22 protein-coding genes and 2 pseudogenes are annotated in these 25,847 nt (G+C 59.1%); 10 read left to right on the top strand and 14 right to left on the bottom strand.

All coding sequences use genetic code 11. The features are described from left to right. The first annotated feature begins 40 nt into the window (after positions 1 to 40). Both ACIQYF_RS14730 and ACIQYF_RS14725 read left to right on the top strand, forming a co-directional pair. The gene (locus ACIQYF_RS14730) at positions 41 to 1,366 is read left to right on the top strand and encodes an MFS transporter (protein WP_402862905.1); all 1,326 of its coding nucleotides are present in this window, start codon (positions 41 to 43) and stop codon (positions 1,364 to 1,366) included. After that, positions 1,363 to 2,181, top strand: a complete 819-nt coding sequence (locus ACIQYF_RS14725; protein ID WP_402862902.1) for a helix-turn-helix transcriptional regulator — start codon at positions 1,363 to 1,365, stop codon at positions 2,179 to 2,181. The genes ACIQYF_RS14730 and ACIQYF_RS14725 overlap by 4 nt, the downstream gene beginning before the upstream one ends. A 92-nt stretch (positions 2,182 to 2,273) precedes the next feature. On the opposite strand, the pseudogene ACIQYF_RS14720 reads toward ACIQYF_RS14725, so the two are convergent. From ACIQYF_RS14720 to ACIQYF_RS14710, 3 genes and pseudogenes are all read right to left on the bottom strand, one after another. Continuing rightward, positions 2,274 to 2,408 (bottom strand): annotated as a pseudogene (locus tag ACIQYF_RS14720) (glycoside hydrolase family 19 protein); the annotation flags it as partial. 313 nt (positions 2,409 to 2,721) lie between these two features. Next, entirely contained in the window at positions 2,722 to 3,720 is a 999-nt protein-coding gene (locus tag ACIQYF_RS14715) for an NAD(P)H-quinone oxidoreductase (protein ID WP_402862899.1), read from the bottom strand. Positions 3,721 to 3,800: 80 nt separating this feature from the next. Continuing rightward, complete coding sequence (locus ACIQYF_RS14710) at positions 3,801 to 4,976, bottom strand: saccharopine dehydrogenase family protein (protein WP_402862896.1); 1,176 nt, start codon at positions 4,974 to 4,976, stop codon at positions 3,801 to 3,803. Between the two features lie 110 nt (positions 4,977 to 5,086). On the opposite strand from ACIQYF_RS14710, the gene ACIQYF_RS14705 reads away from it, so the two are divergent. After that, on the top strand, positions 5,087 to 5,986 hold the full coding sequence (locus ACIQYF_RS14705; RefSeq protein WP_402863214.1) for a LysR family transcriptional regulator: 900 nt from the start codon (positions 5,087 to 5,089) through the stop codon (positions 5,984 to 5,986). A 303-nt stretch (positions 5,987 to 6,289) separates the two neighbouring features. Here the strand turns inward: ACIQYF_RS14705 and ACIQYF_RS14700 are convergent. The 11 genes and pseudogenes from ACIQYF_RS14700 to ACIQYF_RS14650 all read right to left on the bottom strand — a co-directional run. Then, positions 6,290 to 6,439 (bottom strand): annotated as a pseudogene (locus ACIQYF_RS14700) (DNA adenine methylase); the annotation flags it as partial. A 49-nt stretch (positions 6,440 to 6,488) separates the two neighbouring features. Then, the gene (locus ACIQYF_RS14695; protein ID WP_402862893.1) at positions 6,489 to 7,181 is read right to left on the bottom strand and encodes a nitroreductase; all 693 of its coding nucleotides are present in this window, start codon (positions 7,179 to 7,181) and stop codon (positions 6,489 to 6,491) included. Positions 7,182 to 7,602: 421 nt separating this feature from the next. Further along, entirely contained in the window at positions 7,603 to 8,784 is a 1,182-nt protein-coding gene (locus ACIQYF_RS14690) for an acyl-CoA dehydrogenase (protein ID WP_402862890.1), read from the bottom strand. Between the two features lie 35 nt (positions 8,785 to 8,819). Further along, the gene (locus ACIQYF_RS14685) at positions 8,820 to 10,022 is read right to left on the bottom strand and encodes a 3-oxoadipyl-CoA thiolase (RefSeq protein WP_402862887.1); all 1,203 of its coding nucleotides are present in this window, start codon (positions 10,020 to 10,022) and stop codon (positions 8,820 to 8,822) included. A 2-nt stretch (positions 10,023 to 10,024) separates the two neighbouring features. Beyond that, positions 10,025 to 11,539, bottom strand: a complete 1,515-nt coding sequence (locus tag ACIQYF_RS14680; RefSeq protein WP_402862884.1) for a 3-hydroxyacyl-CoA dehydrogenase — start codon at positions 11,537 to 11,539, stop codon at positions 10,025 to 10,027. 10 nt (positions 11,540 to 11,549) lie between these two features. After that, on the bottom strand, positions 11,550 to 12,494 hold the full coding sequence (locus ACIQYF_RS14675; protein ID WP_402862881.1) for an electron transfer flavoprotein subunit alpha/FixB family protein: 945 nt from the start codon (positions 12,492 to 12,494) through the stop codon (positions 11,550 to 11,552). Further along, positions 12,494 to 13,243 (bottom strand): electron transfer flavoprotein subunit beta/FixA family protein, encoded by a 750-nt coding sequence (locus ACIQYF_RS14670; RefSeq protein ID WP_402862878.1) that lies wholly within the window; start codon positions 13,241 to 13,243, stop codon positions 12,494 to 12,496. Before ACIQYF_RS14670 ends, ACIQYF_RS14675 begins: the two co-directional genes overlap by 1 nt. Before the next feature lie 62 nt (positions 13,244 to 13,305). Continuing rightward, on the bottom strand, positions 13,306 to 14,448 hold the full coding sequence (locus tag ACIQYF_RS14665) for an acyl-CoA dehydrogenase family protein (protein ID WP_402862875.1): 1,143 nt from the start codon (positions 14,446 to 14,448) through the stop codon (positions 13,306 to 13,308). A gap of 11 nt (positions 14,449 to 14,459) precedes the next feature. Next, positions 14,460 to 15,656 (bottom strand): acyl-CoA dehydrogenase family protein, encoded by a 1,197-nt coding sequence (locus ACIQYF_RS14660; protein WP_402862872.1) that lies wholly within the window; start codon positions 15,654 to 15,656, stop codon positions 14,460 to 14,462. 48 nt (positions 15,657 to 15,704) lie between these two features. After that, a complete protein-coding gene (locus ACIQYF_RS14655; RefSeq protein ID WP_402862869.1) occupies positions 15,705 to 16,565 on the bottom strand; it encodes an enoyl-CoA hydratase/isomerase family protein in 861 nt (286 codons plus the stop codon). A gap of 57 nt (positions 16,566 to 16,622) precedes the next feature. Then, a complete protein-coding gene (locus ACIQYF_RS14650; RefSeq protein ID WP_402862866.1) occupies positions 16,623 to 17,399 on the bottom strand; it encodes an enoyl-CoA hydratase in 777 nt (258 codons plus the stop codon). A 227-nt stretch (positions 17,400 to 17,626) separates the two neighbouring features. Between ACIQYF_RS14650 and ACIQYF_RS14645 the strand changes: the two genes are divergently transcribed. The 7 genes from ACIQYF_RS14645 to ACIQYF_RS14615 all read left to right on the top strand — a co-directional run bounded on the left by ACIQYF_RS14645 (position 17,627) and on the right by ACIQYF_RS14615 (position 25,721). Beyond that, positions 17,627 to 19,222: an AMP-binding protein gene (locus ACIQYF_RS14645; RefSeq protein ID WP_402862860.1), complete on the top strand. Its 1,596-nt coding sequence runs from the start codon at positions 17,627 to 17,629 to the stop codon at positions 19,220 to 19,222. A gap of 47 nt (positions 19,223 to 19,269) precedes the next feature. Then, the gene (locus ACIQYF_RS14640) at positions 19,270 to 20,037 is read left to right on the top strand and encodes an SDR family NAD(P)-dependent oxidoreductase (RefSeq protein WP_402862857.1); all 768 of its coding nucleotides are present in this window, start codon (positions 19,270 to 19,272) and stop codon (positions 20,035 to 20,037) included. Between the two features lie 31 nt (positions 20,038 to 20,068). Then, on the top strand, positions 20,069 to 20,851 hold the full coding sequence (locus ACIQYF_RS14635; protein WP_402862854.1) for an enoyl-CoA hydratase-related protein: 783 nt from the start codon (positions 20,069 to 20,071) through the stop codon (positions 20,849 to 20,851). A gap of 59 nt (positions 20,852 to 20,910) precedes the next feature. Then, positions 20,911 to 22,050, top strand: coding sequence for a cyclohexanecarboxyl-CoA dehydrogenase (gene aliB / locus ACIQYF_RS14630; protein ID WP_402862851.1), 1,140 nt, complete (start codon positions 20,911 to 20,913; stop codon positions 22,048 to 22,050). A 73-nt stretch (positions 22,051 to 22,123) separates the two neighbouring features. Beyond that, positions 22,124 to 22,603, top strand: a complete 480-nt coding sequence (locus ACIQYF_RS14625; RefSeq protein ID WP_402862848.1) for a MarR family winged helix-turn-helix transcriptional regulator — start codon at positions 22,124 to 22,126, stop codon at positions 22,601 to 22,603. A gap of 113 nt (positions 22,604 to 22,716) precedes the next feature. Continuing rightward, positions 22,717 to 24,018, top strand: a complete 1,302-nt coding sequence (locus ACIQYF_RS14620; RefSeq protein ID WP_402862845.1) for an OprD family porin — start codon at positions 22,717 to 22,719, stop codon at positions 24,016 to 24,018. 608 nt (positions 24,019 to 24,626) lie between these two features. After that, positions 24,627 to 25,721, top strand: a complete 1,095-nt coding sequence (locus ACIQYF_RS14615) for an acyltransferase family protein (RefSeq protein WP_402862842.1) — start codon at positions 24,627 to 24,629, stop codon at positions 25,719 to 25,721. The last annotated feature ends 126 nt before the right edge of the window (positions 25,722 to 25,847 follow it).

The following is a 25,847-nucleotide window of genomic DNA, read 5'->3' as shown; positions in this document are numbered from 1 at the left end:
AACATGCATCTGACAATAATTACAAAAACAGGATCACCCTATGCCATCCCGTCCTGCTGCAAATCCTGGCGAGGAGGCCGGCGCCCCTCCGGCGGTCATTGCCAAAGTTTCGAAACGCTTGCTTTGGTTTCTTTTCATCTGTTTCGTTTTTTCATTTCTGGACCGTATCAACATCGGTTTCGCCGGGCTGACCATGATGGGCGATCTGGGTTTGAGCAGTACCCAGTTCGGCATGGCAACGACGATTTTTTACCTGGCGTACATCGCCTGCGGCATCCCCAGCAACATGGCCCTCGCGAAAATCGGCGCCCGGCGCTGGATTGGTAGCCTGATGATTGCTTGGGGCCTCGCGTCCACAGCCACCCTGTTTGCGCATGACGCGGCCAGTCTGTATGGGTTGCGTGCGTTGGTAGGTATCACCGAGGCAGGATTTTTGCCCGGTGTGCTGTTGTACATGACGTTCTGGTTTCCAGCAGCGTACCGGGCTCGTGCCAATGCGCTGTTCATGATCGCCATGCCGTTTACCGCGGGCTTTGGCTCGGTCTTGTCCGGCTCAATTTTAAGCCTGGATGGGCACTGGGGCCTGGCAGGCTGGCAATGGCTGTTTCTGCTCGAAGGACTGCCCAGCGTCTTACTCGGTCTGGCGGTGTATGGTTATCTGGATGATCAGCCACGCAAGGCACACTGGTTGAGCGACGATGAGAAGCTGCAGTTGGCCACGTTGATCGAGCACGACCGTCAGGCACCCTCCCCACACGCTCACTGGGGACGTGAGTTGCTGTCGCCATCAGTAATTCTGTTCTGTCTGGTGTACTTTTGCCTGGTCAACACCCTGGCAATGATTGCAGTCTGGACGCCGTTAATCATCAAGAGTTTCAGCACTGGCCAGAGCAATTCGCTGATCGGATTATTGTCGGCAATTCCGCAAATATGCACCATGATCGGAATGATCCTCTGGGGTCGACATTCGGACCTGACCCAAGAGCGGCGTTGGCACCTGGCGCTTCCGATGCTGCTGGCTGCTACAGGCTGGTTTTGCACGGCCCTGTCGAGCGAGCCGATCGTGCAACTGGCCGGGGTCTGCATGGCAGCGACCGGTTCCTATACAGCCATGTCGATTTTCTGGACACTGCCGGATCGTTCATTAAGTTTTCAAGCCAGGGCAATAGGTATCGCGGTGATTAATGCAGTGGGTAATCTGGGGTCAGCCCTTAACCCCTTGGTCGTAGGCTGGCTCAAAGACCTGACCCATACCTATACGGCCGGCTGTCTGTACGCAGCGTTGCTTCTACTGTTGGCTGCCATGCTGGTACGTACGCTACCCCACGAACGCCACCTTTCATCACCTGAACTGATCCCTGAATGAACCACTGGCTGCTTACTAACGTTTACCATCAGAGCCCATTGACGACGGGGGAAATTGCACATCTATTGGCTCAGGTCGGAGAGGATTGCCGAACCTGGCTGGCCACAGAGTTACTGACCTTGATGCGGGGGAAAATGCCGCTGGCTCAATGTACAATTTTCGCTTATCCGCAAGGCCAGAAGCCGCAAGTGTTGTCGTGTTCCGATCAGGCCAGATTGGTGCAGATATCGCGCATCTCCCGTGACTATATAGAGCGCTTTCACAGTCTGGACGGCAACCGTCAAGCGATGCTTGGACACCGGACAAAACAAGGGGGCGCGCGAATCCTGGCTCAGCTTCAGTCAATTGAAGACATCACCCATCGTGACTATCGGCGGGTCTGTTACGAGCAACCGCAAATCTCCCAGCGCATGGCCTTGCTCAATCATCAAGAAGATGGGGGCGCCTGGCTATCAATCAACTTCTATCGAGGTCGTGAGCATGGCAACTTCAATCAGCGTGAAATTGAATTTATCGAGGCGGTTGCGCCGTTACTGATCCAAATCACACGATTGCACTATCGCGCTTTTAACGAAGCCAATCAGATGCCGTCCTTGCTAAGTCAACGTGTCGAGTTGCTCTATCCTGAATTGACGCGTCGGGACCGTGAACTGCTCAGGTATTTGCTACGTGGTCTAGGGGCTGAAGATATCGCCCCCCTGATGGGCATCCAGCACTCAAGCGCCGCCACCTATATCAAGCGACTTTATCGGAAGGTGGGAGTCAGCAGACATCGAGAATTGCTGGGGTTGGTAGTGAGAGGTCGTTGGTCCTGAGGGGGCGCCCCTCAACCCCGACGGTGCGGACTTTGGGTACTCGTGTTCCGTAACCATCCGTCATGGCCTCTCCTTGGCCATTGTGCACAGTATATGAAGGCTGCAATGCGCTTCTGGCCCGCGATCTGGTCCAGGTTCATTGCGCTATTTAAAACAGGTGAAAAAACGCCGGCAACTGGGCCCGCGCTGAGGGGGATCTCTAGCAGTGGCTGCGCGGTGATGGGCATTTGAATCCCCAGACACCATTAGATTGCACTGAGACGGGAGAAGGATGAGCACCTCCACACAGCACGGCTGGAGATAGGCAGACCGCAAAATTCGCATCCGCCGCTAAAGATCACCCTCACTCGGCGAGAGTCGTTGTTGCTGCCCGATCAGCTTGGCGTGCTGGCCGCAGGCTTAAATCAGAATGAATCTCCCCGGGCTCCCTTGACACCTCTTTGCCTTAAACAGTTGACCGGCTCATCACCCGGTACGCCGCGCTGCCGAAATGAACAACCCCCGGCGGGCAGTCAATGACACGCACCGGGCGATTTCCACTCACACCACCTTCAGCACGATTTTGCCCACATGGTCGCCCTGTTCCATTCGCTGATGCGCTTGTGCTGCGTCTGCAAGAGGAAAAACACGGTCAATGATAGGCAGGCATTCGCCTTGACTGAGCAACGGCCAGACATTGGCTAGTACGGCGCGAGCAATCTCGGCTTTTTCCTCCGTGCTACGCGAACGCATCATCGAACCTGTCACTGAGCCTTGCTTTTCCATCAACGCCAGCAGATTGAAGTCCTTGACGGAGCTGCCGCCCAGAAAACCGATAATGACCAGTCGACCACGTCGTGCAAGTGACGCCACGTTGCTCTCGAAATAGCTCCCGCCCATGATATCGAGAATCACGTCCACGCCCTTCTCGTGGGTTTGCCGGGCGATCTCCTGAGCGAAGTCCACCTCGCGGTAATGGATCGCTTCGCCACCCAGCGCGCGGATTCGGTCGCACTTTTCCTGGCTGCCGGCCGTTGCAAAAGCCTTGATCCCCAAGGCCTTGCACAGCATCAGCGCGGTAGTGCCGATGCCGCTGGTGCCGCCATGGATCAATACGGTGCAGCCCTTTCGGGCACGGCCCAGTTCGAAAAGATTGGCCCACACGGTGAAGAATGTTTCCGGAATGGCCGCGGCCTGAATCATGTCCACGCCGTCGGGGACCGGTAATGACTGGGTGGCCGCCACAACGCAGTATTCGGCGTAACCACCGCCATTGGTCAGCGCACATACCTTGTCGCCCAGCTTGAAATCGGCCACCTTTGCGCCAACCCCAACGACCTCACCGGCCACTTCCAACCCGGGCACAGGGGTCATGCCGGGTTTCATCGGGTATTTGCCCGAACGCTGTATGACATCAGGACGGTTGATGCCGGCGGCGTGAACCCGGATCAGCAACTCGTGATCACCCGGCGTTGGCACATCGGCCTGCATTATCTTCAATACTTCGGGGCCACCGGGTTGGGTGATCTCGATGTAGTTCATACGGTTTGGCACATTCATGGGGCACCTCTTGTTGAGTGGGCTAAAGACTCTGAAAGCTGAATGTCAAAGACATTCAACTTGTTTAGCTACCCATCGAATTAACCTTCGACTGTAAACCTCAGTCCGGCTTTTTCAGGCAGGCGCTTGAGCAACGCCTCATTCAACGCCGCCGCGGGCGTCCAGCAACCGCCTGGGGTCTGATCACGTGTCACATCGAACGCCAACGCCATCGCTGACTCGGCCAACATCTTGGATGTCGACAGGTAGCCCGGATCCTCATCGCAACTCACGGATGCCTTGAGCACCTGACCGTCTCCCAGTTCAGCGATGAACAGCACATCATAAAAGCCTGCCTCAAGTTCCTTCTGCGTCGGCCCTTGCCCCGGTTGCGGATGACCGCCCTCATTGAAGGAGAAACCCGCCAGGCCAGGTTCATCGTCTTCGCTCGGTTGTGCATTGAGCATCAGCATTTCGTCGTACTGAAACGACGTGCCCCATAGGTGCCCCTCCAGCAAGTTTGTGCGATGCACCGCCTTGGAATTGATGCCCGACATGATGAAAGGCCCGACCCAGGTCTGCGCCAGTTCATCCCGGTAGGGGGTCTGATCATCAGGTTGCTCGACACCTTTGAATCCTGAAGTGTAGGCAAACGGATCGGCCACCAGTGCGCCTAACGCAGGATCCTGTGCCGCCGCTGCAACCACAGCATCGACACTCAGGAACGTGCCACCGGATAGCACGCCTTGCATGTTGCGCACGCGGCACCTGATCCGAGGCGCGTAGCGAGCGAACTTCTTCATGACCTGCTGCTGGGTGAACCATACGCCGAGGTCGAACGGCACCGAATCGAAACCACAGGAGAACACCAGGCGCGCGCCCGATGCCTGGGCTTGGGCCTGATGGCTGCCGATCATCCGGGCAATCCAGGGGGTCTCCCCTGAGAGGTCAACGTAGTCCGTCCCCGACTCGGCGCAGGCTGCCACCAGGTCCGAGCCATAGACCGAAAACGGCCCTGCGGTGGTAATCACGACCCGGGTCGCGGCAACCATGTCGCGCACGGACGCCCGGTCCTGGGCATCGGCCACGATCAGCGGCAACGCTGCGGCGTTTGCCCAACTGTCCCGAATGCCTTCCAGCTTGCTCAAGCTGCGACCGGCAATTGCCCATTTGACAGGGCCGTCGACGCCGTATTGAGTGAAGAAGTATTCAGCGACCAGCCGACCGGTGTACCCCGTGGCGCCAAAAATGATCACATCGAATGTTTGTTTACTCATGGGAAAGATGATTCCTGAAAGCGCCGCGAAGCGAAGGAGACACTCTAGCCATCCCTCCTACAAATGATTAGATGGTATGGTTGGAATAGACCTATAACCGCAGAGCATCAATCGTGCGCGACACCGTCACCGACCTCTTGGCCCTCCTGCGGGTCGCCCGAGAAGGCAGTTTTACCAAAGCGGCGGCGCAGCTTGGCGTTTCCCAGCCTGCCCTGAGCCGAACCATCACCAAACTGGAAGCGCGCCTGGGTGTGCAATTGCTGACCCGCAGTACCCGCAGCGTTGCGCCGACCGAAGCCGGAGCGCGCCTGATCGAAAGCATCGGGCCGCATTTTGACGGGATCGAGTCAGGGCTCAACGAGCTGAGCGAACTCAGCGGCACGCCGGCTGGTAGCCTGCGCATCACCTCCATGGAGCACGCAACCCAACTAGTCCTTGCCCCGGCTGCGCTGCAATTGATGACCGACTATCCGGGCATCAAGGTTGAAATCAACGACAGCTACGCATTGGTCGACATCGTTGCAGAGCGCTTCGATGCCGGTATCCGCCTGGGGGCGCAGTTGGCTCAGGACATGATCAGCATGCCCATCGGCCGGGATTTTCGCATGGCATTGGTGGCCGCCCCCGCCTATCTGGAACACCGTGCTAAACCACTGACGCCACAGGATTTGACCGAGCACGCCTGTATCAACCTGCGCCAGCCCACCTCGGGAGGATTGTGGGGTTGGCCTTTCGCAAAAAACGGGAGAGAAATCAAAGTACGCGCCGACGGGCATCTGGTGAGTAACAACATCTGGCTCATGCGTGATTTTGTCAGGGCGGGTGCGGGACTGGGCTACTTCCCGGAGCATCTGGTCGAGCAAGATCTGGGGCAAGGTCGCCTGGTGCGGCTGCTGGAGGACTGGACTGGCACCCTCACCGGGTATCACCTCTACTACCCAAGCCGGCGCCAACACAAACCGGCTTTTCGTCTGCTTCTGGATGCCCTGCGTGATCAGTCAGGTCGCTGACGGTCTGCTTCTGGCCGATTCTGTTGAAAAAGTCGGATTTTCAGCTCGCCTGAACTCAGGCACGACCACCACTGGAGAACCTACTCACCCCATTGAGTGGTTTCTCGGCCCTTCGTTGACCTTTGCTGCTCTGTGAGTGGGTTAGTTTGAGGTTTTTTGCTTCGTGCAGGCGCACCTATCCCGTAGAAGGCGGCCCTTGAGATACAAGTTCGGCAAGACGTCGCAGGTTCTGTACCGCGGCCGCCAGCGTGAACTCATCGGGCGCGCCACTCATGCCACGTAGTCGCAAGCGATCCCGGGGGGCATTTTTTGCCACTCGACCACCTGGCGTGAGCTGAGCGCCCATTTGAACTGGCGCACGAACTCTTCGAGGTGGTTCTGCACGACGCGGTACAACGTCACCAGGTCGACGTTTATGTCGTTGAGGACCTCAACGGGCGCGGCCTGGGAGCGGCCTGATTGACCCCGGGCAGTGCGCCCGGGTTTCACAAACCGGTTGGTCCTAGTTACCCTGCGACGGCGCGTTGAAACCATGAAAAGAGGTAAACGCGGCCACCGGTTCGCGGTGTGTCTGCAGGCTGTTTTCCGGAGCGTCGCGGTCTTCATGCCCCAGTGCGATACCGCACACGAGAATATCCTCGTCCGCGAGCGGCACATGGCGGCGGACGATCTTGTGATACCAGGCAAATACTGCCTGTGGGCAGGTGTGTAATCCCTGGCCGCGAGCGGCGAGCATGATGTTTTGGATAAACATGCCCAAGTCTATGTAGCTGCCGGTATTGAGTCGGCGATCAAGGCTGATCAGCAAGCCGATCGGCGCGTCGAAGAAGTGAAGGTTGCGCAGGTTCTGGCGCTCGCGTGCCTGCAGGTCGTTGCGGTCGATGCCGAGCGCTTCATACAGACCAAAACCGGAGGCGCGGCGACGGCTCTGGTAGGGCTCGAACCAGTTGTTCGGATAGTACTGATATTCGGGATCATGTCCCTCGGCCTCAAGCGCCACGGATTCCAGGATGTCGGTACACAGCGCCTGCTTGGCATCGCCGGCCAGTACATGCACATGCCAGGGCTGTAGATTGTTGCCGCTGGGCGCCCGTGAAGCTACTTGCAAAATATGTTCAATCACTGACTTCGAGATGCCCAGGGGCAGGAAGCGGCGGACCGACTTGCGTGAACGTATGGCGTTATCTACATGCATGGATGGTCTCCGGATTTAGAACCTAGGCACGTGTTCTGCTTCGATTTTCTGTGATTGGTGACGGTACTGATCCATCAGTGCGGTTCAACATTTCTATCAGATTGCCAGTGATGGTGCCTGCCTGGTCTAGCCTTGGCCGCCGGGCCAATACCTGTTGACTGAACCGGGCACATTGCCGGTGCCAGTCAGCCTGAAGGCGGTTGACAATTTCGTCCGGCACCTCGAACCCATCACTGTGTTCATACCCGCAAAACCGAGGATGGCTGCTGACCCACAAACGCAGTTGCTGCACTGCGACAGGCGCGAAAAAACGCACCTGGCATGACCAACCACTTGCTGATGTAGATGTGCAATTCCACATCCCTGAAGATCAGCGAGCCCATCGCGGTGCCGTGCTTGGGCACGGTGCGCCAGCCCGAGATCAGAAAAACGCCTGGATACCGGTCTGCGCGCGGCCGAGGATCAGCGCATGCACGTCATGGGTGCCTTCGTAGGTGTTGACCACCTCCAGATTGACCAGATGACGGGCCACGCCAAACTCATCACTGATACCGTTGCCACCCAGCATGTCGCGAGCCAGGCGAGCGATGTCCAGCGACTTGCCGCAGCTGTTGCGTTTCATGATCGAAGTGATTTCTACCGCGGCACTGCCTTCGTCCTTCATCCGCCCCAGGCGCAGACAACCCTGCAGGGCCAGAGTGATTTCCGTCTGCATGTCCGCCAGTTTTTTCTGGATCAACTGGCTGGCAGCCAACGGGCGACCAAACTGGTTGCGATCAAGCACGTACTGGCGGGCCGTGTGCCAACAGTCTTCGGCCGCACCCAGCGCGCCCCAGGCGATGCCATATCGCGCCGAATTCAGGCAGGTGAATGGACCGCGCAGGCCGCGCACTTCAGGGAAGGCGTTCTCTTCAGGGCAGAACACGTTGTCCATGACAATTTCGCCGGTAATCGACGCACGCAGCCCAACCTTACCGTGGATAACCGGAGCACTCAGTCCCTGCCAGCCCTTCTCCAGGACAAAGCCGCGAATCTGGCCTTCGTCGTCCTTGGCCCAGACCACGAAGACATCGGCGATCGGACTGTTGGTAATCCACATTTTACTGCCGGTCAGGCGGTAGCCCCCGTCGACCTTTCTCGCCCGGGTAATCATCGAACCCGGGTCAGAGCCATGGTTCGGCTCGGTCAGGCCGAAGCAACCGATGTAATGACCGCTGGCCAGCTTGGGCAGGTATTTCTGTTTGGTGGCTTCATTGCCGAACTCGTTGATGGGCACCATCACCAGGGAGGACTGCACGCTCATCATCGAGCGATAGCCAGAGTCCACGCGCTCGACCTCCCGGGCAATCAGGCCATAGCAGACATAGTTCAGACCGCTGCCACCATAGGTCTCGGGAATGGTGGCGCCGAGCAAGCCGGTCTCGCCCATCTCGCGGAAAATCGCAGGGTCGGTCTGTTCATGACGAAAAGCCTCCAGCACCCGGGGCGCGAGCTTGTCGGCGGCGAACTGTTGGGCACTGTCGCGGACCATGCGCTCTTCTTCGGTGAGTTGCTGATCCAGCAGCAGTGGGTCAATCCAGTTGAAGCTTGCCTTGTTGGCCATGGGTAATTCTCCGGCTTTATTCTTGTGATGTTTTGTTAGTCGAGGCGTTCAATTACGCAGGCAATGCCCTGGCCCAGGCCAATGCACAGGCTAACCAGGGCGTAGCGCCCGTAGCTGCGCTCCAGTTGACGCACCGCGCTGTAGGCCAGACGGGCACCGGAAGCACCGAGCGGGTGACCGATGGCAATGGCACCACCATTGGGGTTCAGGCGCGAATCATCGAAAGCCACGCCGAGCTGTCTGGCACAGCCAAGCACTTGCGCGGCAAACGCTTCGTTGATTTCGATCAGATCCATGTCGGCCAGGCTCAAGCCTGCGCGCTGCAAGGCCTTGGTGCAGGCAGGCACCGGGCCAAGGCCCATCAGGCGCGGTTCGACACCGGCCACGGCGCCGGCCAGGATGCGTGCGCGCGGCTTGAGGCCGGCCTTCTCACCGATGGCTCGCGAGCCAATCAGCAGCGCAGCCGCGCCATCGTTGATGCCCGAGGCGTTGCCGGCGGTGACAACGCCACCGTCAAACAGTGGCTGCAGGCCTGCCAACGCTTCGAAGTTACTTTGTGGACGCGGATGCTCGTCACGTTCGACCCGCTTCGGTGGCTGCTTGCGCCCTTGGGGCACGTCGATCGGCAGGATTTCACCGGCCTGGAAACCGTCCTGCACCGCCGCGTCGAACAGCGCCTGACTGCGAGCGGCGTAGAGGTCGGCTTCTTCGCGAGTAATGCCCAGTTCTTGAGCGACGTTGTCCGCCGTCTGCGGCATCGAATCTGCACCGAACCCAGACTCTACCTTCGGATTGGGGAAGCGTGCGCCGATGGTGCTGTCGTAGACATGAAAGTCACGGGACCAGGCGCTTTGCGCCTTGGCCACCACGAACGGCGCACGGCTCATGCTCTCGACGCCGCCTGCAATAAACAGCTCGCCTTCGCCCGCGCGCACGGCACGGGCAGCATCCAGCACGGCGGCGAGGCCGGAGCCACACAGACGATTGACGGTCAAACCGCCCACGGCCGTCGGCAGGCCGGACAACAGGGCAACGTGACGCGCCAGGTTGCGCCCGTCCTCTCCTGCCTGACTGCTGCAGCCGGCGATCAAGTCTTCATAGTCGCCCACGTCGAAGGGGTTACGCGCCACCAGAGCACGCACCACACTGGCCAGCAGGTCATCGGGGCGCACACCGGCCAAAGCCCCTGCGTGGCGACCGAACGGCGAACGCAAACCATCATAAATATAGGCCGTCATGCTCAATCCTCAGCAGTGGTCAGTGGCAGGCCAAGCTGGACCCGGCGACGCAGCCAGGGGCTGACCCGATAGCGCGGCTCCTGATACAGCTCATGCAGTTGGTGCAGGATCTGCTGGATCTGCAACGCACCGTAATGGTCACCAAAACCCAGCGGGCCAAAGGGGTAGCCGAGGGCCAGCTGCACCGCACGGTCCAGGGTGGCGGGCTCGGCGATACGGCGCTGGGCAATCTCGCACCCCAGGTTGACGATCCCGGCGAGTACACGCTGGGCGATGAACCCTGGGGAGTCGTTGATGACCTCCACCGGTACGCCATCGGCGCCCAGGGCCTGGCGTGCCTGCGCCAGCACCTGAGCGTCGAGCGCCGGTTGGCGCATCAGTACGCGGCGCGTGTCGAAGCCGACGAAGGTCTCCAGCGCCAGGCTGCGTCGCGGCGCCAGGCGCTTGCGGGCGATCACGCTGCTGGCATCCTCGCCTAACGGCGTGACCAGGCAGATGGCGTTCGCACTGGGCTGATCACCCTGTTCCAGCACCACGCCGGCAACAGACAACACCGCCGCTATCCGCTCGCGCATTGTCGCGTCACCGCAGTCCAGCCAGAATGGCTGGGTGATGGCCACCTGCGGCGGCGTCTGCTGCGCTTGCTCGACCACACTGCCATCCTGGTAGCGATAGAAGCCCTGCCCTGTTTTGCGCCCCAACAAGCCACTGGCCAGACGGGGTGGCACCAGTGCCGATGGGGTGTAGCGCGGATCCTGGTAAAACTGGGTGTGAATCGACTCCATCACCGCATGGGAGATGTCGAGGCCGACCAAGTCGAACAGCTCGAACGGCCCCATGCGAAATCCGAGGCAGTCCTTGAGGATGCGATCGATTTGCGCCGGGGTGGCAATCCCCTCGCCCAGGATACGCAATGCTTCCGGACCGAAGGCCCGACCGGCATGATTGACCAGGAAACCCGGTGAGTCTGGCGTCCTCGCGGCAAAATGTCCCGCATGCCCGGCCAGTGTCGCCAGGCGTTCGATCACCTGCGGATCGGTCAGCTCGCCGCGTATCACTTCGACGATCTTCATCAGTGGCACCGGGTTGAAAAAGTGAAACCCGGCCACCCGCTCAGGATGCCGGCAGGCGCTGGCAATCAGGCTCACCGACAAGGAAGAGGTGTTGGTTGCCAGCACCGCATCGGCCCTGACTACTTGCTCCAGCGCGCGGAACAGCGCCTGCTTGGCGTCGAGGTTTTCAACGATCGCCTCGATCAACAAATCACAATCGGCCAGGGCCTCAAGGCTTATGGCCGCTCGCATGCAAGCCAGTGCGGTCGCCAGCGCTTCACTGCTCAACTTGCCCTTGGCTGCGCTGCGTTCAAGCAAAGCCCGGTTGGCTTGCAGCGCCTCTTGCGTCGCTTCGCTGCGGCTGTCATACATCAGCACTGGAACGCCTGCAGTGGCGAACAACTGAGCGATCCCCCGGCCCATGGCGCCGCTTCCGATCACACCGATTTGTTTGAACGTATTCACAAGCACCTCCTCAGATCGCCCGTTCCAGTTCCGGCACGGCGTCGAACAGATCCGCCACCAGGCCGTAGTCGGCCACCTGGAAGATCGGCGCCTCTTCGTCCTTGTTGATCGCCACGATGACCTTGGAATCCTTCATGCCAGCCAGGTGCTGGATCGCGCCGGAGATGCCCACGGCGATGTACAACTGCGGCGCCACGATCTTGCCGGTCTGGCCGACCTGCATGTCGTTCGGCACAAAACCGGCATCGACGGCGGCGCGCGACGCCCCCACACCCGCGCGGAGCTTGTCCGCCAGCGCATAGAGGTGTTTGAAGTTGTCGCCGCTCTGCATGCCACGCCCGCCCGACACGACAATCTTCGCGGCGGTCAGCTCCGGGCGATCGGACTTGGCCAGCTCTTCACTGAGGAAAGCCGACTGACCGCTATCGATGACCATGGCGAGCGTTTCGATGACGGCTTTTCCACCTTCGGCGGCAGCGGCGTCGAACCCGGTACCGCGCACAGTGATCACCTTTACGGCGGCAGACGACTGCACCGTTGCGATGGCGTTACCTGCATAGATCGGGCGCTTGAAGGTGTCGGCGCTTTCCACCGCGATGATCTCGGAGATCTGGTCCACATCCAGTTGCGCGGCAACTCGCGGCAAAATGTTTTTACCGTTACTGGTGGCGGCAGCCAGGATGTGGCTGTAGCTGTCAGCCCCTGCTTCTTGAACAAGAGCGACTACCAAAGGCGCGACGTTTTCCGGCAGTTGGTGAGCGTAGGCGGCGTTGTCGGCCAGCAGCACTTTCGTCACGCCAGCCACCTTCGCCGCCGCTTCTGCCACGGCACCAACGCCCTGACCTGCGACCAGCACATGAATGTCGCCCACGATCTGCTGCGCAGCGGTCACTGTATGAAGGGTGGCCGTTGCCAGTGCTGCGTGGGTGTGTTCAGCGATAACCAGGATAGCCATTAGATTACCTTCGCCTCGTTTTTCAGTTTTTCGACCAGTTCGGCCACCGACTTGACCTTGATCCCGGCGCTACGAGCAGCCGGCGCTTCGACTTTCAAGGTGTGCACGGTGCAAGCGCAGCTGACGCCCAGTGCGCTGGGTGTGAGCACCTCCAGCGGCTTCTTCTTGGCTTTCATGATGTTGGGCAGCGACGCGTAGCGCGGTTCGTTCAAACGCAGGTCGGTGGTGACGATGGCCGGCAGTTTCAGGGCAACCGTCTGTGCGCCGCCGTCAATTTCGCGGGTCACCGCAACGCTGTCGCCGCTGATGGCGACTTTCGAAGCAAAAGTGCCCTGACCGTAGCCGCTCAATGCGGCAAGCATCTGGCCGGTCTGGTTGTTATCACTGTCGATAGACTGCTTGCCGAGGATCACCAGTTGAGGCTGTTCCTTGTCGACAACAGCTTTCAATAGCTTGGCCACGGCCAGGGAAGTCAGATCGTCGGCAGACTCGACGAGCATGGCGCGGTCGGCACCCAGGGCCAGCGCCGTGCGCAGTTGCTCCTGTGCCGCGCTGCTGCCGATGCTCACAACCACAACCTCAGTGGCAATACCTTGTTCTTTCAGGCACACAGCCTCTTCCACGGCAATTTCACAGAAGGGATTCATCGCCATCTTGACGTTGGCCAGGTCGACGCCGGAGTTGTCCGCCTTGACGCGGACCTTGACGTTGAAATCCACCACACGCTTTACCGCCACCAGTACTTTCATAGTGTGTTCCCGTCTTGGCGCGGTGACCTGCCGGAGGCGGTCACCGCTTTTTCAGTGATTGATCAGGCGCTGTGCAGCAGCTCGGCGTAAGCCTGCAAATGGTGATCGTCATCGCCCAATTGATGACTCAACATCACCAGGCGCTTGGCGTGATGGGCCAGGCTGTATTCCCAGGTCATGCCGATACCGCCGTGCAACTGGATCGCTTGCTCGGCGATCAGGCGTGCGGCGCGGACCACCACGAATTTGGCGGCGGCCAGTTGCCGGCTGCGTTCGTCGCTGTCCGCCTGATCGGCCACGCAGGCGGCGAGGATGGCCATTGAGGTGGCCAGCTCCAGCTCGCCGCGCATGTCGGCCATGCGATGTTGCAACACCTGGAACTTGCCAATGGGTGCGCCGAATTGCTTGCGTGTCTTGAGGTAGTCGAGGGTCAGGCGAAAGGCTTCCTGCATGCCACCAATGGCTTCGGCGCATTGCCCGGCGATGGCGCGACCCTGCTGATAACGCAGGGCCGGCAGGGCCTCGCCGACGTTGCCCAGCAGCGCAGCGCTGGCCACAAACACATCGTCCAGGATCAGGTCGCTGGCACGCGGGCCATCGATGCAGGGGTAATCGCGACGCTGCAGCCCCTGGGCTTGCGCCTTGACCAGAAACAGGCTGATGCCTTGTTCGCAACGAGCATCACCGCCGGTGCGCGCCGACACCAGGATCAACCCCGCACTGGCAGCGCCAACCACTGCAATCTTGCGTCCGGACAGACACCAGCCCCCCTCGACCGGGCGCGCCTGGGTCAGCACATCGTGCAATTGGTAGTGGCTTTGCAGTTCTTCCAAAGCCACCGCCAGTTGCAGCGAGCCTTCAGCCACTTGCGGCAACAGGTCTGCCTGTTGGCTGGCATCGCCCAGTTGCTGCAGCAGACCGGCCGCGTGAATCTGCGACTGCAAGAACGGCTCCAGGCACAGGTTGCGACCGAGCTCGGTCATGATCAGCATGTTGTCCACGCCGCTGCCACCGAAGCCGCCATATTCCTGGGCAATCGGCACCGAACACAGGCCCAGTTCGGCCATCTGGTTCCAGAACGCCGGGCTCCTGCCGGCTTCGCTGTGGTAGTAGCCTTCGCGGGCTTCGAAGCTGTAGTGATCGCGGGCCAGTCGGGCCACGGTATCTTGTAGCATCTGCTGCTCGGAGCTGAGTGTGAAGTCCATTGCTTACCTCCTTAAAGCTCAAGAATCATCTTGGCGATGATGTTCTTTTGAATTTCATTTGAGCCGCCGTAGATAGACAGCTTGCGCAGATTGAAATACTGGCTGGCGGGGGCGGCGCTGTAGTCGGCGTGCAATGGGGTTCCGGCAAAATCGTCATGCAGTTCCGCTTCGACGAAAGGCAATGCCTTGACGCCCAACGCCTTGCGCAGCAAGTGGCTGATGGCCTGGCGAATTTCCGAACCCTTGATCTTCAGGATCGAGCTTTCGGCACCGGGCACACCGCCAGCCTGGGCGGCAGCGAGGATGCGCAAGGTGCTCATCTCGATGGCCAGCAGCTGAATCTCCACCTCGGCGACCTGCAATCGAAACTGCAGGTCGTCCAGCAGTGGCCGACCGTTGCGCAACTCCTGCCCAGCCACCTGTTTGAGGTGCGCCAGTGCGGCCTTGGACTGGCCGATGCCGGCCTGCCCGGTGCGCTCGTGGGTCAGCAGGTACTTGGCGCAGGTCCAGCCCTGGTTCTCTTCACCCACCAGGTTCTCCACCGGCACGCGCACGTTGTCGAAGAACACTTCGTTGACCTCATGCTCGCCCTCAAGGGTGATGATCGGCCGCACGCTGATACCGGGGGTGGTCATATCGATCAGCAAGAAGGAAATGCCCCGCTGCTGCTGGGCTTCACTGTCGGTGCGTACCAGGCAGAAAATCATGTTGGCGTGCTGGCCCAGGGTGGTCCAGGTTTTCTGGCCGTTGACCACATAGTGGTCGCCCTCACGCACGGCGCGGGTCTTGAGGCTGGCCAGGTCCGAGCCTGCGCCCGGTTCGGAATAGCCCTGGCACCACCAGTCTTCGCCCGACAGAATCCGCGGCAGGTAATGCGCCTGCTGCGCCGGGTTGCCGAACTTCATGATCACCGGCGCAACCATGTTGACACCGAAGGAGATCAGGCGCGGCGCACCGAAGGCTGCACACTCCTCTTCGAAAATGTGTTTTTGCACCACGCCCCAGCCAGTGCCACCAAAGGCCTTTGGCCAATTGGCTGCGTACCAGCCGCGCCGGGCGAGGATCCGCTGCCAGCGTTGGTGGTCTTCTTTGCTCAGACGCTTGCCCAGGCGAACTTTGGTGGCTATGTCTGCCGGCAGCGCGTCACGCAGAAAGGCACGCACCTCGGTGCGGAACTCAAGTTCGGCAGATGTGTAATGAATGTCCATGCAAAGTCCTCGATCGGTGATCAGGCCAACACCAGGCTGGCCGCGGGTTCAGCTCTGGCGGTTCTTGGCCGCCTGGCGCCGGGCAAAGAAGTCTTCGATCAGCGCCGCGCGCTGGGGTGAGGCCATGCATTCGAGAAACAGCGCGCGCTCATGTAGAAGGCCTTCGATCAAGGGCAGCCGGGTCGCCGCCTCGATCGCGGCGACGCAGCGCGGCGCTGAAAAAGAATCGGGCCGAGTGCGGACGATTTCGCTGCGCTGCGCGGCAAACAAGGCGTTCGCCTCGGCAGGTTCAGTGGGCACCGCAGCCTGGCCAACACGCCGCACCGGGGCCTTTTCGGCCAGCAGTTGCCGGGCATGCTTGAGGCCAGCAACCGGCGGCTTGTCGCTGTACAGAGCATCGACAAGGCCAAGATCCAGCGCTTGTAGCGCCTCGATCGGCTCTCCTCCGATGATCATCTCCAGCGCTGTGGCCACACCTACCAGGCGCGGCAGGCGCTGGGTGCCGCCACCACCAGGCAACAGACCCAGGCGGGTTTCGGGCAAGCCAAGCCGGGTGGCGCCGTTGGCAATGCGGTAATGACAGGCCAGGGCAACTTCCAGCCCGCCGCCCAGCACTGATCCGTGCAACACCGCCAGCACAGGCTTGTTGCAGTTTTCAATTGCCAGGGTCAGTTCTTGCAGGATCGGCGCTTGGGCAGGCTGGCCGAACTCGCGAATATCAGCCCCGGCGATAAAAGTCTTGCCTGCGCAACAGAGCATGATCAACTCGACCTGCTCGTCGCGCTGCGCCTCCATGAAGGCTGCCAACAGCCCGGCGCGTACGGCGTGGCCCAAGGCATTGACCGGCGGGTTGTTGACCTGAATCAGGGCCACGCCGCCCTCGCGGGTCAGTTGCACGACTGAAGTCATCGGACAGCTCCTATTGCTCTTGTTGTATGTAGGTTGCCGATCCATCAATCGCGGGAATCAGCGATGGGTCCACACTGGCTTGCGCTTCTGCGCGAAGGCCTGCATGCCTTCCTTCTGGTCCTGACTGGCGAAGCTGGCGTGCATCAAGCGCCGCTCGAACTGCACACCCTCGGCCAGCGTGGTTTCGAAAGCGCGATTGACCGCCTCCTTATTCAGCTTTACCGCGATGGCCGGGTAACCGGCGATTTGCGCAGCCACGGCCACCGCTTCATCGAGCAGATCGGCCAGGGGTACCACACGGCTGATCAATCCCAGGCGCTCGGCCTCATCGACCTCCATGAAGCGCCCGGTCAGGCACAAGTCCATGGCCTTGGCCTTGCCGATGGCCCGGGTCAGCCGTTGGGTACCACCGGCACCGGGCAACGTGCCGACCTTGACTTCGGGCTGCCCAAAACGGGCGTTGTCGGCGGCGATAATCATGTCGCACATCATCGCCAGCTCGCAGCCACCGCCCAGTGCCAGACCGGCAACCGCTGCAATCACCGGTTTGCGGCAGCGAGTGACGGTTTCCCAGTTGGCCGTGACGAAATTCTCCAGGTACACATCGGCAAAGCCCTTGAACTGTAATTCGCTGAGGTCGGCGCCAGCCGCGAAGGCTTTGTCGTTGCCGGTAATGACGATGGCTCGAATCTGCTCGTCGGCCTCGAAGGCCAGCAACGCCTGGCCCAGCTCGATCATCAAGGCGTCGTTGAGCGCGTTGTAGACGGCCGGGCGATTAAGGTGGATCAGGCCAACGGCCGCTCGCTGTTCGACAAGGATGTTCAGGAAAGCCATGTCACCTACCTCTTGTTATTCGGGGCTGGCTTCGACTATATCCACCGAAAAATATAAAGACAACATGTTGACATATTAATTTTCAAAGCCTTATCTTCAGCACATCGAAAGGGCACATCCAGATTCAATGAAAACAATAACTGCAACCCTGAAGAGTCGACCTCGTAATGAATATCTGCACAGACTCACCACCAGATCGTCATTCCCGAACTAGTGCGCATAATGACATGTCCATTACAGATTTATGGAGCACGCAGCTTGTCCGAGGCGCAGATGGCCTCGCCCTGACCAGCTATCAGGCGGGTGAGGACAGTCCTGTCTCGTTTACCTACGCCGAGCTGAATACGGTGGTCACTCGCATGGCAGCTGGCATGGCTGCCATGGGTGTGGAAAAAGGCGGCGTGGTGTCTTGCCAGTTACCGAACTGCTGGCAGATGACCGCCTTGCTCCTGGCCTGCGCCCGCCTCGGTGCGGTGTTCAATCCGCTGATGCCGATCTTTCGTGAGCGCGAGTTGCGCTTCATGCTCGACCACGCCCGCAGTCACCTGCTGATAGTGCCGCAACGCTTCCGGGGGTTCGATTACGCCGGCATGGTGGAAGGCCTGCGCGCAGAATTGCCGGAACTGCGCCACGTGCTGGTGATCGGTGCGGACGGCGATAACAGCTTTGAACAGCAACTGCTGAACCAGGAATGGGAAACACGCTGCGATACCCAGAGCCTGTTTGCCCAGCGCCAACCCCATGCCGATGACATCGTCCAACTGCTCTTTACCTCCGGCACCACCGGCGAGCCCAAGGGCGTGCTGCATACCTCCAGCACCCTGCTGAACAACGTCAGCCCCTACGCCGAACGCCTGGCGCTAGGCCGCGACGACATCATCTTCATGGCCTCACCCATGGCGCATCAAACCGGTTTCCTGTACGGCATGCTGATGCCCATCTACCTCGGTGCGTCAGCGGTATTGCAGGATGTCTGGGATGCACGCACCGCGCTGAAGATCATCGCCGCCGAGCGCCCGACCTTCACGATGGCGTCGACGCCTTTTCTCGCCGACCTGATCGAGCTTGCACCTGAACATCGTGATGCGTTGTCGAGCCTGCGGATTTTTGTCTCGGCGGGCGCGCCGATTCCGGAAACCCTGGTGGAAAAGGCGGGCAACAGCCTCAACGCGAAAATCATCTCGGCCTGGGGCATGACCGAAACCGGTGCCGTCACCATGACCCGCCTGCAAGACGATCCCCAGCGAGCCATTTTCACCGACGGCGTGGCCCTGCCACTGGTGGCAGTACGGGTGGTCGACGATGCCGGGCTTGAGACTCCAGCTGGCAGAGAAGGTCATCTGCAAGTCCGCGGCGCCAGCCTGTTCGTCGGTTACCTCAAGCGCCCCGATCTTTATAGCGTCGATGCCCAGGGCTGGTTCGCCACCGGTGACCTGGCCCGCATGGATGACCAGGGCTATATCCGCATCACCGGGCGGACCAAGGATGTGGTGATTCGTGGCGGCGAAAACATCCCGGTAGTGGAGGTCGAGAACCTGCTCTACAAGCACCCGGCCATTTCGGCGGTGGCACTGGTCGGCTGCCCCGACGAGCGTCTCGGTGAACGTGTCTGTGCCTACGTCACCTTGCATGGCGGTTATACGGACCTGAGCCTCGAAGACGCCGTGGCCTTCCTGGTCGAACACAACCTGTCGCGCAACTACTTGCCCGAATACCTGGAAGTGCTGCCTGCCCTGCCCCGCACACCGTCCGGAAAAATCCAGAAATTCAAACTGCATGAGCGGGCTGCGAGCATTCGCATCGACCCGGTCAGGCGCCGCTGACGCACTCACTCGAATCATGCATTACAACTGACCTGGAGAATGCCCCTATGAAAGGCCTTAGTGGAAAAACCGTGATCATCACCGGCGGTGGCGGTGGCATCGGGCGCGCCGTCTGCCAGCGTTTCGCCGCCGAAGGCAGCCTGATTGCCGTGCTCGATCGCGACAGCGCCGCCGCGCAAACCACCGTCGACCTGATCCGCGAAGCCGGTGGCAAAGCGGTTGCCTACGCCGCCGACATCACCGATTACGCCGCCATCACCGACACCGTGGCCTCGATCGAAAAAGACCTGGGCGTACCGACGGTTCTGGTCAACAACGCCGGTTTCGACCGTTTTATGCCCTTCCTCAAGACCGAGCCTAAACAGTGGGAACAGCTGATTGCGATCAACCTGACCGGTGCCCTGAACATGCATCACGTGGTGTTGCCGAAAATGCTTGAGGCCGGGGGCGGCAAAGTCATCAACATCGCTTCCGATGCCGCCCGCGTCGGCTCCTCGGGCGAGGCCGTGTACGCCGCCTGCAAGGCGGGCCTGGTGGGCTTGAGTAAAACCCTGGCGCGGGAACTGGCGACCAAGAACATCAACGTCAACGTGGTCTGCCCCGGCCCGACCGACACTGCGCTGCTCAAGAGCGTGGCCGAAACCTCCAACAACCCGGAAAAGCTTCTGGAAGCGTTCAAGAATGCTGTGCCGATGCGTCGCCTCGGCCAGCCCGAAGACTACCCGGGCATCATCGCTCTACTCGCCAGCGACGATGCCAACTTCATCACCGGACAAGTGATCAGCGTGTCCGGCGGACTGACGATGGCCGGCTAAGCCCGACGCCCCACTACCAGGAGATATTGCAATGAGCTACGAAGACATCCTTTACCAGGAACTCAACGGCGTCGCCACCATCACCATCAACCGCCCGGAGTGCTACAACGCGTTCCGCGGCCAGACCTGCATGGAGTTGCTCGACGCCTTCAACCGCGCCGGCTGGAACAAGGAAATCGGCGTCATCGTCTTAACTGGCGCCGGCGACAAGGCTTTCTGCACAGGCGGCGACCAGGGCGCCCATGAAGGCCAGTACGACGGTCGCGGCTTGATCGGCCTGCCGGTCGAAGAGTTGCAGAACCTGATCCGCGAAGTGCCCAAGCCGGTGATCGCCCGGGTCAACGGCTTTGCCATCGGCGGCGGGCACGTATTGCACGTGGTCTGCGACCTGAGCATCGCCTCCGACAAAGCCGTGTTCGGCCAGGTCGGCCCCAAAGTCGGCTCGGTCGATCCGGGTTACGGCACCGCGTATCTGTCACGCCTGATTGGCGAAAAACGTGCCCGCGAGATCTGGTACCTGTGCCGCAAGTACAGCGCTCAACAAGCACTGGACTGGGGCCTGGTCAACGCCGTAGTGCCTCACGAGCAGCTCGATGAAGAAGTGCAGAAGTGGTGCGAGGAGATTCTCGAGAAGAGCCCGACCGCCCTGTCCATCGCCAAGCGCTCGTTCAATGCCGACAGCGCCAACATCGGCGGTATCGGTGGCCTCGGCATGCAAGCCCTGAGCCTGTACTACGACACCGAAGAATCCAAGGAAGGTGTCGCAGCCTACAAGGAAAAGCGCAAGCCCGAGTTCCGCAAGTTCTACAAGTGAGCCCTGTGCCGGCAACCATCCCGTTGCCGGCACAGCACCTGAATGTCCTGGAGAGCATCATGAATTTCGCCTTCACAGAACAACAAAATGCCATCCGCGAAAGCGTTGCACGATTCAGCGCCGACGTCCTCGCCCCCGGTTACCGTCAGCGTGATCGCGAGGGCCGCATCGAGCGTGAAGTCATTGCGCAAATGGGCGAAATGGGCCTGCTCGGCGGCGAACTGCCGGAAGCCTTCGGCGGCAGCGGCCTGGACTGCGTCACCGCCGGCCTGATCATCGAAGAACTGGCCCGTGGCGACTTCAATGTGGCGTATATCCCGCTGCTGACTTCGCTCAACGGCCAGATCATCGCCCAATACGCCGAGTCCTCGCTGGCCCGAGAGTGGCTGGGCGAAATGACCGCCGGACGCAAGATCGCCTGCATCGCCCTGACCGAACCCAGCGGCGGGTCGGATGCCGCCAGCCTGCGCCTGAAGGCCGAGCTCAATGGCGATGTCTATGTGCTGAACGGCGAGAAAACCTCCATTTCCATGGCTGACCAGGCTGACGTCGCCGTGGTCTTCGCCCGCACCGGCACCGTGGAACAACGCGCCAGCGGCATCAGCGCCTTTCTTGTACCGATGAACCTGCCGGGCATCAGCACCACGCGTTTCGAAGATACCGGCGAACGCGCCATCGGTCGCGGCTCGATTTTTTTCGACAACGTCCAAGTGCCGGTCAACCATCGCCTGGGCGATGAGAACAAGGGCTTCAAGCAGGTCATGCAAGGCTTCGATTACAGCCGCGCCCTGATCGGCCTGCAGTGCCTGGCCCTGGCCCAGCAGTCGCTGGATGAAACCTGGCAGTGGCTGACCGAGCGCAAGGCCTTTGGCCAAGCCTTGTCAACCTTTCAGGGTTTGACTCATCCGCTGGCAGAATTGCAGACCTACGTGCATGCTGCGCGCCTGCAGTGTTATTACGCCTTGTGGCTCAAGGATAATAATATGCCGCACAATGCCGAGGCGGCCATGAACAAATGGTGGGGGCCGAAGCTCGCATTCGATGTGGTCAAGCAGTGTTTGCTGGCCCACGGGCACACTGGTTACGGTGAGGATCTGCCGTTTGCCCAGCGCTTGCGCGATGTACTTGGCCTGCAAATCGGTGACGGCACCGCACAGATCATGAAAAATATCATTGCCCGCGAGTTTGTCCCCCATTGACGCCCTGCCTGCTCTACTAGGCCGGGCGCTCATGCAACCGCGCTTGACCTCACGGAGCCGACAAGGAGCATCCATGAACAACAGCGACACCCGATCCGTCCCCAACAGGTTGTTTTTCCGGTTGTTCCAGACCGGCAACGTCCTGCAAAGGCAGGTCCAGAAAGAAATGGGCATCAGCACGGTGCAATGGGCCGTGCTTGGCGCACTTTCACGCCAAGGCTATGAAGGCGGTATCTCGTTCTTTGAACTGACCGAGTACCTAGTCGTCAGCCGACAAAGCCTGGACGGCGTGCTCAAGCGCATGGAGCGCGACAACCATGTGCTGCGCGTGCCGCACCCGGACGACGGGCGCGCGCGCCTGGTGCAATTGACTGACACCGGCAAGGCGTTCTGGGATTCATTGCAGGAGCGGATCCAGTCGTTTTACGAGCAGGGCCTGAAAAGCTTCAGTTTCGACGACGGCATCAGCCTGCTGCATTTTCTCAACAAACTACAAGACGACATGGCGGCCATATCGCTCGGCAACGAGCAGCAAGACGACGAGGCGCAATAGGCTGACCCCATCCTTCCTGCCCTCGCCGAAGCGTCACTGTTTATGAAAACCTGAAAGCCCCTTTGCGGGGCTGCTGAACAACAACTACTCACAGCAGGCAGGAACTTCTCATCATGCGTACAGCCAATCCCGTCACCGGGCATCTGGCCGGGTCGACTCGTGCCCGGTATTTCTTGAAAGTCCCTTTTGTCTCGGCGTTATTGCTCACCACCCAGGCCCAGGCGGACCTGCTCGGCGACAGTCATATGAGCTTGGAAACCCGCAATTTCTACATGAACCGGGACTACCGCGATGCGGGTCTGTTTGATGGCCCGCGCCATGACGGGAAACCGCAAAGCAAAGCTGAAGACTGGGCACAAGGTTTCATCCTGCGCGGCAATTCGGGATTCACCGAAGGGACGGTTGGTGTAGGCCTGGATGTACTGGGGCTGGTGGGCGTCAAGCTCGACTCCGGTGGCGGCAGCAGCGGCACCGGCGTGCTGCAGCGCAATCAACGGACCGGCGAACCCGTCGATGAATACAGCTTCCTGGCACCGACCGCCAAGCTCAAGGTCGCCAAGACCCTGGTTACCCTCGGCGACCACGAACCGGTGATGCCGATACTGTTTCGCAATGACACGCGCCTGCTGCCACAAACCTACCGGGGTGGCCAGTTCGTCTCCACCGACATTCAGAACCTGAGCCTCACTGCCGGGCAATTTCGCCAGGCCCATCAGCGCGACTCGTCCGACTACGAAGACCTGCGCATGGCGGCCGACGGTTCCACCGGCGGCGTGCCCACCGACCGCTTCAACTATGGCGGAGTGACCTACGCCTTCCTGCCCAACCTAAGCGCCACGTTTTATCGCGCCGAACTGAAGGACAACTACAGCCAGAATGCCGCAAGTCTTCTGTACAAGACGCCTTTAAGCGAAAGCGTCAACTTGAAGGCCGACCTGCGCTACTTCGCCAGCGCTGATGAGGGCCAGACCAACGTCGATAACCGCTACCTGGGCGGCATGTTCACCTTGAGCAGCCGCGGCCACTCTCTGGGGCTGGGCTATCAGAACCAGAGCGGCGACACTGGCCTGCCCTACCTGTTGGTCGCCGACCCATGGGCCTTGAACAACGGCACTTACCAGCCCTTCGTCCGCGCCAAAGAAGACTCATGGCAACTGCGTTATGACTTTGACTTTGCCGCCCTGGGCATCCCCGGGCTCACCCTGATGACCCGCTACATCCGAGGCGATGATTTCGATATTCGAGGGGTTGGCGCCAAAGAGTGGGAGCGTAATACCGACATTGGCTACGTGATCCAGAGCGGGCCTTTACGAAACCTGAGCCTACGCTGGCGCAATGTCACTTATCGCGGAAGCGAAACGACGGATGTCGACGAAAATCGCCTGATCGTCGCTTATACGTTCAGGTTCTGGTAATCCGCTAGGGTACCGCCAAGAAGAACTTCTGATCCGCAGGAAGGCTCCGTCAGTCTGACGAGTACAAATTGATGGGAAACCTGTTGGTGGCTCTTAAGCGAAGAGTGCCTTAGATACTAAAAGCGCCAAGAAAAGGCGACAATGTGGTTCTAAATACCGTGCAAGTGACCACCAAATGAGATTTCAACCCCAAACGGAAGCGGTGAGGATTCCACCGAAAGCCAGTAGTTTTGTAGGAGTAAAAACCACCAAAAATAAAAAAGGGGTCGCGAGATAAAATCTCGCAACCCCTTGAATTATATGGTCGGGACGGAGTGATTCGAACACTCGACCCCTAGCACCCCATGCTTGCAAGGGCGATGAAACACCTTAATAACAGCACTTTACGTGAGCGCCCGCTGCAATCGACGCTTTACGGTGTTCAGCTTGGTTTCACGCTTCCCCGCAAAAGTCCCTCTAGATCTACCGCCAGAAAGCCCCTCCCGCCGCTCACCCCTACACCTTACTGATAACTAAACTTGTGCATTGACGCTAAGGCTGTTGATGCATCCCCTCAGCGCCTGATGTAGCATTTGCATCAATTTTAATAAATTAAGGATAAGGACAGAATGAGTACACCTAAGAGTTTGGTTGGCATCACTTCACTTCGAGGACTGGCAGCTACGCTCGTGCTCGTAATTCATTCATTCTTATTTCTTGGATATTCACAGCCGCACTCCAAAAACTTCGAGCTTACCAACATTGGCGTAGACATTTTTTTTGTGTTGAGCGGCTTTATCATGGCGCTTGCGCACTGGGACGATTTTGGGAAGGGTACCAGATCAGTAACACTATTCCTAAAAAAACGATTTATACGAATTTATCCAATGTATTTTATAATCACCCTGTGTACAGCCATAATTCTTTACATCGCCCCACATCTTTTTTACGCAATGCAATATAGCAACTCACTTATTCTAGAATCCTTATTATTCATACCCTCGCAAATTGGAACAGGAACATCCTTAGTAGTGGCCGTGGCATGGACACTGGCCTTCGAAGTTGTTTTTTATATTATATTTTCAATTTGCCTATTGTCCCCACGCAACAGGGGATTAGCTCTTGTTATATCCGCCCTTAGCTTGTGGGCACTTGGGGCGCTAACCCTAAACCCCACCAACTACATTGAAGAGTTTTTCTTATCAACACTCCCACTTGAATTTATATGCGGAATAATCATTTGCATTCATTTCAAAAGCAAACACAACAAACTCGCTATCAACCCACCCGCTTTAATAGCCATACTGGTAATTGCAACTACTGCCCTTATAGCATTCACAATACCCTACCCTATGGCAGACAGAACACTAAGAGACAACAGTAGAGTTATCTATTATGGCATTCCTGCGGTCGCTATATTTTTCTGCTTCCTCAACATAAGCCAAATAAAAACAAACTGGCTTAGAGCAACCATAAACTCTATCGGGGATGCTTCATACTCCACCTACCTGACTCACTTTCTAGTGATTGGTGCTATAAAGTTCGCCGCAGCCCGAACAGGTGCTATTGACAACGTTAATATTTACATCTTGATTATTTTCTCGTGCATTCTTTGTACAGCATGCGGCATAGCAACTCACAAAATTATCGAAATACCTGCCACAAAGTTATTCCGCACCGCCCTTTTAAAAAAACAAACAAAACAATCCATACCGGCGCTTTAAATCAACCAAACACTTCCACCCCGCTCAGCCACATGCTGAGCGGGAGAGTGGAAAGGCGAAAATTTATTAAATATCAACCCTATGTATGCGATCCATAAACCCCACCTGCCTAACAATGGGTTAACG

The organism is Pseudomonas sp. NPDC096917, assembly GCF_044762555.1.
Lineage (GTDB): Bacteria > Pseudomonadota > Gammaproteobacteria > Pseudomonadales > Pseudomonadaceae > Aquipseudomonas.
The sequence above is the reverse complement of the archived record's forward strand: the minus strand, read 5'-3'. Positions and strand labels throughout refer to the sequence as shown.